General features: G+C 63.7%; 5 protein-coding genes. 1 reads left to right on the forward strand and 4 read right to left on the reverse strand.

Annotated features, from left to right (window positions below; genetic code table 11):
• Positions 1–55 precede the first annotated feature (55 nt).
• The 3 genes from WCL10_RS06520 to WCL10_RS06530 are packed head-to-tail and all read right to left on the reverse strand — an operon-like array spanning position 56 to position 3,737.
• Positions 56–688, reverse strand: a complete 633-nt coding sequence (locus WCL10_RS06520; RefSeq protein WP_336894826.1) for a TetR family transcriptional regulator C-terminal domain-containing protein — start codon at positions 686–688, stop codon at positions 56–58.
• Positions 688–2,091 (reverse strand): APC family permease, encoded by a 1,404-nt coding sequence (locus tag WCL10_RS06525; RefSeq protein ID WP_336894827.1) that lies wholly within the window; start codon positions 2,089–2,091, stop codon positions 688–690. Before WCL10_RS06525 ends, WCL10_RS06520 begins: the two co-directional genes overlap by 1 nt.
• Positions 2,091–3,737, reverse strand: coding sequence for an NAD(P)/FAD-dependent oxidoreductase (locus WCL10_RS06530; protein WP_336894828.1), 1,647 nt, complete (start codon positions 3,735–3,737; stop codon positions 2,091–2,093). The genes WCL10_RS06525 and WCL10_RS06530 overlap by 1 nt, the downstream gene beginning before the upstream one ends.
• Before the next feature lie 65 nt (positions 3,738–3,802).
• On the opposite strand from WCL10_RS06530, the gene WCL10_RS06535 reads away from it, so the two are divergent.
• Entirely contained in the window at positions 3,803–4,939 is a 1,137-nt protein-coding gene (locus tag WCL10_RS06535) for an aromatic ring-hydroxylating dioxygenase subunit alpha (protein ID WP_336894829.1), read from the forward strand.
• Between the two features lie 71 nt (positions 4,940–5,010).
• Here the strand turns inward: WCL10_RS06535 and WCL10_RS06540 are convergent, their stop codons facing one another.
• The gene (locus tag WCL10_RS06540; protein ID WP_336894830.1) at positions 5,011–12,822 is read right to left on the reverse strand and encodes a calcium-binding protein; all 7,812 of its coding nucleotides are present in this window, start codon (positions 12,820–12,822) and stop codon (positions 5,011–5,013) included.
• Positions 12,823–13,888: the final 1,066 nt, after the last annotated feature.

A 13,888-nucleotide genomic window follows, 5' to 3' on the forward strand; every position in this document is an offset into this window, starting at 1 on the left:
GCGGTTTATTCCCGCACCAAAAGACGGAAATGCGATTGTCGCATCGCGGCGCGCTTCAAGCGCCGAAAAGACGACGCGCCGCCGCATCGCACAGGGCAATGCAGCGCGCAAGCGGCGTGCGCTTGTCGGATAGGTAGTATTCGATCCAGAGCCCGTCGAGCACGGCGGAAAGGAGCGCGATGGCATCGGCGACGGGAAGCGCGGCGGAGCGAAGCGGCAAGTCCGATACGAGCCGCTCGAGCAGGATCCGCTGGCGCAAGTTGAAGCTATCGGACACCGCAGCGAAATCGGCGCGGCTGCGCGCCTGCTGCCAGAATACCATCCACGCGCCGATGATCTCGGGGCTGGCCCAGTCGTCGGAAAACACGGCCACGAAATACCGGTGGAGCGCTTCCCACGGATCGGCGCCGAACGGCAGCGCCGCCGCTTCGAGCTGCGCGAGCATGTCCTCGCACAGCTGCTCGTATGTCTCGAGGAGGAGATTGTCGGGATTGCGGAAGTAGTGGCGCAAAAGGCCATGGCTGACGCCCGCCTGGCGGCAGATCTCCCGTCCCGTGGTGCCGCGCGCGCCCAGCCGGGCAAGGCAGCTCACGGTGGCGGCAAGAAGGTCCGCCCGCCGCACCAGCGGCGAGGCGCGGCGGCGCCGGGCCGGTGCCACGCCCGCGCCCGGTGCCGGGTTCGTCGCCATCAGGCGCTGCGCCGCGCCGCGCGCTGGCCGAGCACGTAGACCAGCGTGCCGCTGCCGAGCAGCACGGCGGTGAGGCCGAGGATCTTGATCACGGCAAGGAGCTTGTTGGGCTCGTCGGGCGCTGGAAACGCGGCGAGGATCAGTGCGGCCAGCGTGGTCGCAAGGCCGACAAGGGCGGAAAGGATCGAGGTCACACGGCCTCCCGGCAGACGTGTGACCGGCGTATCGGCCGGTTCGCCCTGCAAGCGGATCACCGCAAGGAACACGAGCGCAAAGGGCAGGAAGGCGGCGATGATGCCCATGCTCACCAGCACGTCGTAGGCGCCCTTTACCCCCGTGCCCGCTTGCCCCAGGATACAGAACACCGCGCCGAGCCCGCCCTGCAGCAGGATCGCGACGTATGGCGTGCCCCAGCGCGGATGGACCGCGGCAAACACCGGCGGCAGCAGGCGGTCGATGCCCACCGCAAACGGTATGCGCGCGGTGCATGACAGGAACCCGCTTGCCGCGCCCAGATTGCCGAGCGTGATCAGCAACGCGAGCGGGATGATGATCCACGTCGCCCCCAGCTTTTGCGCCGCCACCGCCCCGGCCTGGATCAGCCCCTGCAGCGTGTTGACCTCGCCCGCAGGCATCGCGAGCAGCACCGCGAACGTACCGATGATGTAGCACGAGACGATAACCAGCCCGGCGATCGGCAGCGCACGCGGGATCGTGCGGCGCGGGTCCTTGATCTCGCCGCTCATGAACGAAGCCGTCTCCGCACCCGATAGCGCGAAGGCCATCGCCGACCACGCGATCATGTGCTGCACGTCGACCACAGGCACGAAGGCATCCGGCGTGAACTTCGTGGCCGAGCCGAAGTTCCACCACGCCAGCGCGCCCATGATGATGACGATCAGCGCCGGCCCCCACATGCCCACCGCGCCAAGGTTGTGCAGCCAGCGCCCGAAGCGCAGCCCGACAATGTTGATCATCGTGATGAAGGCCAGCGCCAGCAGCGCAAAAGTCATGAAGAAGGTCGGGCTTTCGCGCAGATGCAGCCAGCTCGTCCCGCCGATGTAGATCGCGTTGCCCGCGTCGAAATAGAGTACGCTCGGGAAATAGGGCAGGTTCGAGGTGAAGTAGCTCCACCCAGCCATGAAGCCCACGTAAGGCCCGAAAGCCTGCCGGGTCCAGACGTAGAGCCCGCCTTCCTGCGGGTAGCGCGAGGAAAGCTCGACGATGGCAAGGACGAAAGGCAGGTAGAAGCAGGTCAGCGCGCCGACCCAGATCACGATCGAGCTCGGCCCGAAGGCGGCCGCGGTCGCGATCCAGCGCAGGCTGACGCCGGTCACGACATAGAACATCGCAAGATCGGCAACGCCCATCACCTTGGGAGGATGAGGCGCTGCGCCGGCCATCAGCGGCGACGCCCCTTGGTATCGCGCAGCACCTGCATCGCTGCATTGTGCCCCGGAGCGCCGGTGACGCCGCCGCCGGGATGCGCGCCTGCCCCGCACAGGTAGAGCCCCTCGACCGGCGTGCGATACTGCGACCAGCGCGGTACCGGACGCATCGAGAACAGCGCGCCGGGGTGGAGATCGCCGTGGAAGATATTGCCCTCGGTGAGGCCATAGATCCGCTCCAGATCGAGCGGAGTGAGCATGGTACGGCCAAGGATCAGCTCGGGCAGATCGGGCATATGCCGGGTGATCTGGCGGATGATCGATTCCGTGAACGCCTCGCGCTTCTCGTCCCAGGTGCCCTCACGCAAGTGGTAAGGCACGTACTGGATGAAGCAGGTAAGCATGTGGTGCCCCGGGGGGCAGAGGCTGTCGTCGACAAGGCTGGGGATTACGCAGTCGATCCACAGTTCTTCGGGGACCTCGCCGAAGCGGGCGATATCGGCGCAGCGCTGCGCCCCTTCCAGCGTCGGAACAATGGTGAGCAGCGCGCGCTCAAGCGGGGTGGCATCGGGCTTGCGGCCAATCACCGTCGGCTCGCCCGAAAGCGCGATATTGAGCTTGGCCGCCGGGCCGCCCATCTTGATCGCGGCGATATCGCGCCGGAAATCATCCGGCAGATCGCCCTCGCCCAGCAGGCCCAGGAAAGTGCGCTTGGGATCGGCATTCGACAGCACGACAGCGCCGCGCACCTGCCGCCCGTCGGCAAGGGTGACGCCGGTCGCCCGCCCGCCGAACACTTCGATCCGGCTGACCGGGGCGCCCGTCTCGATCACCGCGCCAAACCCGCGCGCTGCCGCCGCGATAGCGCCGGAAACCGCGCCCATGCCGCCCATGACATGGCCGTTGAAGCCCTGCACCGCCTTGTCCCCGCCCGCGAGCAGATGGAACAGCAGGCCAACCGCCGAGCCCGGTTCGTAAGGCCCGCCGTGCTTGCCGTAGACATTGTTGGCCAGGATCATGCGCTTGGTCGCGTCCGCCTCGAAATGGCGGTCGAGAAATTCGCCGAGGCTGCCCGTCAGGAAGGTCACCATCTCGCCGATCTCGGTGCCCTTGATCCGGCGGAACCGGCGGACGAGGCGCAGCCCCTCGCGCAGCCGGTCGAGCCCGCGCGCGGCAAGGTCTGGCGGGGATTCGAGGAAAAAGGGCTGGAGATAGGCCGCGAGAACCTTGAGCTTGCGATCGACTTCGAGAAACGCCTCGGCATCGCGCGCGGAAAAGCGGGCGATCTCTTGTGCGGTGCGGTCCGTATCGGCCCACCAGCGGATGATCTCACCCTCGCCCAGCGCTGCGGTGAGAATGGGATCGCAGGCGATCATGGCGAGGCCGTGGCGCCCCAGATCGAGATCGCGGATCACGGTGGGCATCAGCATCGAGGCGATGTAGGACGTGAAGGAGACGCGGTGCCCGGGGATCACTTCTTCGGTGACGCAGGCCCCGCCGACGATCGGCCGCGCTTCCAGCACCAGCACCGACCGGCCCGCGCGCGCCAGATAGGCGGCGGCAGTGAGCCCGTTGTGCCCCGCGCCGACGACAATCGCATCCCAGACCTTGCCCGTCACATCCATGGCGCTGCCGCTTCCCGGCTCCCTTCGCTTTCGCACTGGATGAGTGCCGCAAGGCCGCTTATAAGGCAAGCGTCTAATAGGCAGAACGGAAGGCGTCAGCAATGAGCGGGCAGCAGGCCAATGGCGGAATGGAACAGTCGCTGGAAAGTGCCGCCTATCTGACGGCCGAAGCCTATGCGCGCGATGGCGCCACGATCTTCCACCGCCAGTGGTTCTGCGCAGGCCGCGAGGAGGATATGCCCGGCCCCGGCGACCACGCAGTGCTCGATATCGCAGGCGAAAGCGTGATCGTGGTGCGCGGCAAGGAAGGCGCGCTCCATGCACACTACAACGTCTGCCGCCACCGCGGCGCGCGCATCTGCGATCCCTCGAACGACGCGCGCTGGGGCGTCACGCTCGATGCCGGGGTTGTGGGCAAGACGATGATCCGCTGCCCCTACCACGGCTGGTCCTATGGGCTCGACGGGCGGCTTCTGGCCGCGCCCCAATTGCAGGACACGCCGGGCTTCGACAAGGCCGCGTTCCCGCTGCACCCGGTGGGCGTGGAGACCTGGGGCGGCTTCGTGTTCCTCAATCTCTCGCCGGAAACAGCGCCCGATTTTGCCGCAGGACTTGCCGATGCGGCCCGGCGCCTTGCGAACTATGCGCTCGCCGATCTCGTGACTGCGAAAACGATCCGCTACGAGCTCAAGGCGAACTGGAAGCTGATCCTCGAAAACTACAACGAATGCTACCACTGCCCCGGCGTTCACCCGGAGCTCACCGCCATCGTCCCCGCATTCAGGGAGCGCGGCGGCATCGATCTCGACTGGGAAGCGGGCATCCCGCACCGCGAGGGTGCATTCACCTACACGATGAGCGGCACTACCACCCGCGCCCCCTTCCCCGGCCTCTCCGAGGAGGAGAAAGTGCGGCACAAGGGCGAACTCATCTATCCCAACCTGATGCTCAGCGTTTCATGCGAGCATGCCGCCGCTTTCCTGCTCTGGCCCGTGGCGGAGGACCGCACCGTGATCGAGTGCCGCTTCCTGTTTCACCCGGACGAAGTGGCAAAGCCCGATTTCGACCCGGCCGACGCGGTCGACTTCTGGGACCTCGTCAACCGGCAGGACTGGGCCGTTTGCGAGCGTGTCCAGTCGGGCATCGCCGCGCGCGTCCACACCCACGGCTACTACGCGCCTATCGAGGATCTCAGCCTCGATATCCGGCGCTACATAAGCCGCTGCCAGGAACCCTGAGCTGCGGCGGACTGCGGCCGGCCTGCAATCTGGAAAGTTTGGGGCTGCGTGGTTCGCAGCCCCAACCCGGTTCAGACAAACAGGAAGTCGGCCAGCTGGATCGACGTCGGCGCGGTCAGGGTGCCCAGATCGGCGATTTCGACGATGTTCGCGCTGACTGTGTAGCTGGCATCGAGCGCGTGGTAGAGCACGGTGTGGTTCGCGCTGTCCTTGCCCACGATGAACACCCCTTCACCAACACTGCCGCCCGTTGCCGCGCTCAGGTAGGTCTGGACATCGCCGACACTGTTGAGCGCAGCGCCGGTGTAGATGATCAGATCCTTGCCGGTGATGTCGGTGGCGGTTGACGCGGTAGCCAGACGCTGGTCGAAGGCTGCACCGTTGAAGTCGAAGGCGCTTGCGGTAAAGCGCAGATCGTCTTCGGAGGCGAGGAAATCGGTGATCGTGTCGTTCGTGTTGTAGCGCGTCGTCCACACGAACACGTCGCCCGCCGCCCCGCCGGTCAGCGTGTCATATCCATCGGCGCCTTCGATGGTGTCGATCCCACCTCCGCCGCTGATAATGTCATCGGCCTGGCTGCCGATGATGCTGTTGGCCCCGCTGCTGCCCGTGGCGGTGAGGCCGTAGTAACTGCCGCTCCAGACAAGGTTCTCGAAGTTCTTGACCACTGCGGTGTCACCAATGCTCTGGTCTGCCGCCTGCGAAAGATCGATCTGGTCGGGCACGCCCTCATAGTAGCTATACACCAGCGTGTCGGTGTCGGCACCGCCATCAATCGTATTGCTATTGCTGCGATAGCCGTAGTCGATGCGATCATTGCCCGCATCACCGAACACCTGCGTGCCAGCGCCCCAGTAACCGACGCTCGGATTGGTCTTCAAGGTGTCGTTGCCGCCATTGCCGTGGATCGTGGTAGCGATGGCATAAGGCCCGGTGATCGTCTCGTTGCCCGCAGCACCGTTGATCGCCACGCTGTCGTTGACGTCGAAGGAACTCCAGCCGATCTGCGACAAGTCAACCGTCGTACCCGAGGCCACATTGATGATGAACGCCTCGGCAGTGCTGCCGCTGTAGGCCTGGTTCGCCTGGATTAGCGCGAAGCTTGCCGCCTGCGCGCCCGTAAGCGTCACGGTCATCCCCGCCTCGATCGGCGTGCCCGAAGCATCGGCAGCTTCGGCATAGAGGTACTCCACGTTGGACAGCGAACCGACCGTGAAGTCGCTCGTGCCGCGGACGTAGAGATAGTCGGTGCCAGTGCCGCCGTTGATCGATTCGCCCGCCGCCACATCACCGGCATAGATGTAAAAGCTGTCCTGTCCGGCCCCGCCAACGAGCGTGTCCGCCCCGCCAAGGCCGGTGATGTAAGCACCCGTAGCGCCAGCCGTAAGCGTGTCGCCAGCGCTGCCGCCGGTCAGAGCGCTATACAGATCGTCGCGCCCGGTCGCCGTTACCGCCACTGCCGATCCCGAGGCATCGACATTTTCGAACCCGGTGACCGTCACCGTGTCACCGCTGGTCTGGTCGGCATTGTTGAGGTTGATGGTCACAGCGCCGAGCACCTTCAGCGTGTCGTAATCAGCCCCGCCCTTGATGGTGCTGGCGGTGCTGCGATAGGTGATCAGATCGTTGCCGCCCTGGCCGTCGATCACGTCGAGACCCGCGCCGCCGTCGATGGTGTCCGCCAACGCGCTGCCGAGGATATTGTTCGCCCCGCTGCTGCCGGTGATGTCGACGCCGTAGCCGTATGACCAGTCGATGTTCTCGAAGTTCTTGACCACCACGTTGTCGCCGATGGTCTGGTCGGCGTTGGGTAGGTAGATGGTGGTGTATTCGCCGTCGCTGTAGCTCTGGACCAGCGTGTCGGTATCGGCCCCGCCGTCGAGCGTCGTGCCGTAGAGGCGATAGCCATAGTCGATCCGGTCATTGCCGGCATCGCCGAACACTTGCGTGTTGTCGCCCCAGAAACCGCCCGCCGGCGCGGACGTCCGAAGGGTGTCATTCCCGTCGTTACCGTGGATGACGGTGGCGATATTATACGGCCCGGTGATGGTTTCGTTGCCGCTCGCCCCGTTGATGGCAATGCTGTCGAAATCATCGAAGTAATACCAGGCGATCGCCGACAGATTGACTGTTGTGCCCGACGCCACGTTGATTACGAACGCCTCGGCAGTGGTGCTGAAGCCGCTATTGGCAGAGATGGCCTGGAACCTGGCCGCCTGCGCACCGGTCAGCGTGACCGTCATGCCCTGCTCGAGATAGTTGCCCTGCGCATCCTGTGCAGCGGCAAAGAGAGTTTCAAGGTTCGTGAGCGTTCCGACGGTAAAGTCCGTGGTCGCGCGGACAAAGAGCTGATCATAATCGGTGATGCTGACACCGTTGATCGATTCGCCCGCGGCAAAATCGCCGGAATTGATATAGAAGTTGTCGTTCCCGATCCCGCCAGTCAGCGTGTCTGCCCCGCCATTGCCGTAGATGTCCGAGCCGAACGTGCCGGCCGTGAGCGTATCGGCGGCGCTGCCGCCGATCAGAATGCTGCGCAGATCGCTCCGCCCGGTCGCTGTCACCGACACGGAAGACCCCGAAGCATCGACATTCTCGAACCCGCTGGTTGCCACCGTGTCGCCGCTGGTCTGGTCGCCGTTGTTGAGGAAGATCGTCACCGTGCTGAACACCTTCAGCGTATCGGTGTCCGCGCCGCCCTTGATCACGCTCGAGGTGCTGCGATAGGTGATCACATCGTTGCCAGCCTGCCCGTCGATGACATCGAGACCCGCGCCGCCGTCGATGGTGTCGGCCACTTGGGTGCCGATGATGTTGTTCGCAGCGCTGCTGCCGGTCACGGTAAGGCCGCTGTAAATGCCGGCGCTCCAGTCAAGGTTCTCGAAGTTCCTGACCGTGACGGTGTCGTTAAGGGACTGGTCGGTAGCCGAGGTAAGGTCGAACTGGTCGCCGATGCCACCATAGTTGTAGCTGAACACCAGCGTGTCGCTGTCGGCACCGCCGTCAAGCGTGGCAGTGGTTCCAGGGTAGCCATAGTCGATGCGGTCGTTGCCCGCATCGCCGAACACTTGCATACCTTCGGCCCAGTAGCCGTAGCCCGTTGTTGTCTTGATCGTGTCGTTGCCGCCGTTGCCGCGGATGACGCAGGCGAACAGCGGCGCGGTGATCGTCTCGTTACCGCCCGCGCCGTTGATGGTGAGGGTATCGGTTGTGTCAAAGTTATAGAAGCTCACCGCCGACAGATCGACCGCCGTGCCCGACGCCACGTTGATTATGAACGTCTCTGTGGTGCCGCTATAGGAGCCGTTCGCGTAGATGTACTGGAACCCGGCCGCCTGCGCGCCGGTGAGCGTCACTGTCATCCCTTGATTGAGCAGGTTGCCATTGGCGTCGGCCGCCGTGGCAAAAAGGTATTCAAGGTTCGAAAGTGTGGCAGATGAGAAGTTAGACGTGCCACGCACAAAGAGATAATCGGTGTCGCCGCCGCCATTGATCGATTCGCCCGCCGCGACATCGCCGGAATTGATATAGAAGCTGTCGCTTGCGGCCCCTCCGACCAATGTGTCGGCTCCGCCATTGCCAGTGATATCCGCCCCGAAAGCGCCAGCGGTCAAAGTATCGGCCGCGCTGCCGCCGATAAGCACGCTGCGTACGTCATTGCGCCCGATCGCCGTCACCGTCGCCGCCGAGGCCGATCCGTCCACATTCTCGAACCCGCTGACAACAGCGGTGTCGCCGCTGGTCTGGTCGCCATTGTTGAGGTTGATCGTCGCCGCGCCAAGCACCCGCAGAGTGTCGGTATCGGCGCCGCCGTTGATGGTGCTGGCCGTGCCGCGATAGGTTACGATGTCATTGCCATTGTCGGAATTGATCGCATCGAGGCCGGCCCCGCCATCGATCCAGTCCTCGCCATCGTTGCCCCTGAGCGTGTCGGCACCGGAACCGCCGATCAGGCGGTTGTTGAAGCCGTCTCCGTTCACGCTGACCCCGGCCGAAAGCGGGGTGGCATCGACGTTCTGGAAGCCCGCGACCGTGACCGTGTCGCTCGAAGTCTGGTCGGCGTTGTTCAGATCGACAGCGACCGCTGCGGCCAGAACAAGCGTGTCGTTCTGCCCCACATCGTAGGTGTAACCCTGATAGTACGCGTTTATCTCCTGTTCGCTGCCGCGATAGGTGATGCGATCAGCGCCGCTATTGCCAAACACCTGATCGGCACCGCCATTGCCATCGAGCACGTCGTCGAAGTCCGACCCGTTGATCACGTTGGCCCCGCTGCTGCCCTTCGCGGTGCCGCCAACGGTGCTGTAAAGGCTGTAACCGCTGTAGGGATCGTAGGCCTGCAGCAGGTTGATGTTTTCGAAGCCGGTCGTGTTGACGGTGTCGCCCAGGCTCTGATCCGCCTGGCTGAGATCGAAATTGCCGCCAGTCGTCGAAATCAGCGTGTCGGTATTGGCCCCGCCTGCCACCACGGCATCGCCAGCATGCCACACGACGCTGTCGTTGCCGGCGCCGCCGTCCGCGGTGTTGGAACCGCCGCGGCCATCGATAGTGTCGTCGCCGCCATTGCCATTCAGCGTGTTGTTGCCGCTGCCGCCAATCAAGGCATCGGTCAGGGCATTGCCGTTCGCAGTCTGTCCACCCGCGCCGAGATAGATATAGTAGGCGTTGCTAGCGTTCTGCCCGTTGACCGTCAGGCCTGCCGTATCGTTCGAGTTGAAGTTGACGCCGTATCCGCCGCCCGTAATCGTATCGACCAGATTGACGATCTCGAACCCGGTTACCAACGCGTTTAGCGTAGTGCTGTTGCCGTAGTAGTTGTTGATCTCGATCGTGTCTGTGCCCGTGCCGCCCGAAAGTGTTGACGGCGCCTGGAAGTAGCCACTTGTCACCTTGAGCGTGTCGTTGCCCGCCCCCAGCGTGCCGGAAACCAAGCCCGGCGCCGGACTGCCATATACGCCGTAAAGGGGATCATAGACGCTCAGGATCAGCGTATCGCCGCCATCGCCCAGATCGACCTGCACCGCGTTGCCTGCATTCTCGACACGCGAAAGATCGAGCGTGTCCACGCCCGTGCCTGCGGTGACCGAAAAGGTGGTGTTCTGCGCCGTGCCGACAACCCCGTCGTCGAGCAGGATCGTGTGGGCGGAATTGTCGGTCGTCAGTGCCTCGATCTGCTGAACGTTGCCACCCGCAAGGTCGATCGTGCCGGCCCCGGTTATCGCCAATGTGTCGATCACCGCGCCAGTCCCGCCGTTCACCGCATCACCGGCATCAAGCGCGCTGGCGGCGAACCGGAAGGTATCCGCGCCCGAACCGCCATAAAGCGTGTCGTTGCCAGTGCCGGCCGTGAGATCGAGCCGGTTGGTCGCCGTGATCACATCGCCGCCGTTGATCAGATCGTCGCCGGTTCCGCCGATGACCGACACAGTCGTCGCGGTGGCTGAGGAAACCATCGCATCGGTCAGGTTGAACACGTTGGTTCCGTTGGCGAGCTGAATGACTTCAACCCCGGAAACATTGGCCAGGGCGCTTGCCAGGATCGTACCCGCAGTGGTCACCTGCAACGTGTCGTTCCCGCTGCCGCCCTGCACGGTATCGTTCGACAGATCGGCGGCGGTAAACCGGAAGAAGTCCGCGCCTGCGCCGCCCCTGAGCACATCGAGGCCCGCGCCCGAGCGGAAATCAAAGGCGTTGGCGCCAGTGACCGCCGAGCCATCGATCGTGTCGTCGCCGGTGCCGCCGGTGACGGTGATCTTTGCGCCAGTCACGCCGGTGAAGTTGGCGGTGACAAAGGTCAGGCTGTTGGTACCCGCCGCGAGATTGACCCCCTCGACGCCGTTCATGTTCGCCAGCGCGTTGGACGCCAGCACCCCGGCGGTGGACAGGATCAGGAAGTCGCTGCCAAGGCCGCCCAGAATCGTGTCGCCCGCCAGGTCCGCTGCGGCGAAGTAGAAGAAGTCATTCCCCGCGCCGCCCTTCAGCACGTCCAGCCCCGCGCCCGCGCGCATGTCGACCGCGTTGACGCCGGTCAGGCCCGAGCCGTCGAGCGTGTCGTTGCCGCTGTTGCCGAAGACGGTGATCTTGCTGCCCGTGACGTTGGTGTAGTTGGCATCGAGCAGCGTGAGGCCGTTGTTGCCGGCCACCAGCTGGATGATCTCGACACCGGCCATGTTGGCGAGTGCCGTAGCTCCCAGCGTCCCGGCGGTGGAGAAGGTAAGGAAATCGTTGCCGAGACCGGCGCTGATCGTATCGCTCGAAAGGTCGGCCGCCGCAAAGCGGAAGGTGTCTGAACCCGCGCCGCCCCTGAGTGTGTCCAGCCCCGCGCCTGCGCGGACATCGACCGCGTTGCTGCCGGTGAGGCCCGAACCATCGACCGTGTCGTTGCCCGTGCCGCCGTTCACGGAGATCTTCGCACCCGAGACGCCGGTCAGGTTGCTGTTGAGCAGCGTGACCGAATTGGTGCCATTGGCCAGGGTGATCGTCTCGACCCCGGTCATGCCCGTGAGAGCGTTGGCGGCGAGCGCGCCGGCCGTTGTCATCTGCAGCAGGTCGGCCCCGGCATTGCCGGTCACCGTGTCAAGCGAATCGAGGTTTGCCGCCGCGAACTGGAACGAGTCAGCCCCGGTGCCGCCCTTCAGGATATCCGTACCCGCGCCCGCACGCAGATCGGCTGCGTTGGTGCCGGTGAGACCCGAGGCATCGAGCGTATCGTTGCCGCTGTTGCCGTTGACGATGATACGCCCGCTGGCCACCCCGGTGTAGTTGGCATTGACCAGCGTCAGGCCATTGGTCCCTGCGACGAGATTGATCGACTCGACGCCGCTCATGTTCGCCAGCGCGTTTGCCGCCATCGTGCCGGCGGTGGACATGATCAGAATGTCGCTGCCGAGGCCGCCGCTAATCGTATCGCCCGCAAGATCGGCTGCTGCAAAACCGAACAGGTCATTGGCCGCGCCGCCCTTGAGCACATCAAGGCCCGCGCCCGCGCGCAGATCGACCCTGGACGTGCCGGTAATGACCGAGGCGTCGATCGTGTCGTCGCCGCTGCTGCCGGTCACGGTGATCTTGCCAGCCGTCAACCCGGTGAAGTTGGCATTGGCAAAGGTCAGGCTGTTGGTGCCGGCGGCGAGATTGATCGCCTCGACGCCGCTCATGTTCGCAATCGCGGCTGCCGACAGCGTACCTGCACTCGTTAGATTGAGGTAGTCGAGGCCAAGGCCGCCGAGGACAGTGTCGCCCGATAGATCGGAAGCAGCGAAGTAGAAGGAGTCACTCGCCGCACCGCCCTTCAGCACATCAAGGCCCGCGCCCGCGCGCAGATCGACCGCGTTCGCGCCGGTGAGGCCCGAAGCGTCGAGCGTGTCGTTACCGCTGTTGCCAAAGACGGTGATCAGGGTGCCCGTCAGTCCGGTATAGTTGCCATTGACCAGTGTCAGCCCGTTGGTGCCGGTCACCAGCTGAACGATCTCGACACCGCTCAAGTTGGCGAGCGCCGTGGGCGCCAGCGTCCCCGCCGTGGTCAGGACCAGAAAATCGTTGCCGAGACCGCCGCTGATCGTATCGCCGGCAAGGTCGGCCGCAGCGAAGCGGAACGAGTCCGACCCCGCGCCGCCCCTGAGCGTGTCCAGCCCCGCACCCGAGCGGATATCGACGGCATTGATGCCGGTCAGCCCGGACGCATCGACCGTATCGTCACCCGCGCCGCCGTTAACGATGATCTTCGAGCCGGAAACCCCGGTCAGGTTGCTGTTGAGCAGCGTGATGCTGTTGCCGCCCGCATTCAACTGGATCGTCGGAACACCGGTAACCCCGGTCAGCGCATCAACCGCCAGCGCACCGGCAGTCGTCAACTGCAACACATCGCCGCCGCCGCCACCGGTCACCGTATCGAGCGCGTTAAGATCAGCACCGCGAACTGGAACGTATCGGCAACCGCTGTGCCCGTGAATACGTTGTTAGTTGCCACCTGACCAATAAAGATCGCCATAGCCCCGGTTCCCCTGTTTTAATGTCAAAACATGGCCACAATGGCCGAATCTCGCATTTTGCAGAGTGACCCTAAGTAGTTCTGCGGTCAACTGAGATTGTGCAATTAAGACTCAAGTCAGAGAATCGTTCTATTTTTGAACTTTCATTATTGTAAGTTTTCAATTTTATGACAATTGATGCCATTGACATTGCCAGTGACATTGGTTGGTTGCCGGGTGGTATCATAAAGGCTGTTTATTACGGAGCCGACTGCAATATTCTGACACAATGGTTGCAGGGCGTGTGGCGGGTGTTACACATCCGGTTCCTCTCATCCCGTATGTTCGGGAAAATATGTCGGCATTTCTGGCACAAAGCCTGATCGCAACGCACACGTTAATCATGTCAACGTGGCGCAATGAACGATTTGGGTTAATTGGACTGGATGCGTAGGATACTATCAATTCATACTCGCCCAACTCCTTCCCGTTAGAGAACTCGGTCGAGATGGGCCAGAAAGGTTCAAACCATGCCGATAGTATTCGGCGACCGAGCTGCGCGTGGGGATGGTTCGCTATCTGGGCGAGAAGTCATGCGTGTGCCTTTGGATCGACCTTATCCTATGCCATACTGGAGCAAGCGAACAGACTTTCCGGGCATCTATAGAGGTACGTCCGTCCTCGGACTGAAACGTGCGATTAAACCAATAGGTCGGCGGCACAACGGAAGACGAACGTCGGAACGATCACCTGCTCCTTTTTTCCGCTCTGCAACCGGATAAAGGCCGCACCGCTCTTGCTTGCGTATCTCTCTTGCGGCGGCTCGCGCACCGTCAGACGCGGTCGACTTCCGGGACCTTGTCAACCGGCAGGACTGGGCCGTGTGCGAGCGAGTCCAGTCCGGCATAGCCGCGCGCGTCCACACCCACTGACCTGCCCCCCGAAAGATCCCTCGATCTGATGTAGAGTCTGCCCATTGGAA

This window comes from Novosphingobium sp., from assembly GCF_037133355.1.
Lineage (GTDB): Bacteria > Pseudomonadota > Alphaproteobacteria > Sphingomonadales > Sphingomonadaceae > Novosphingobium.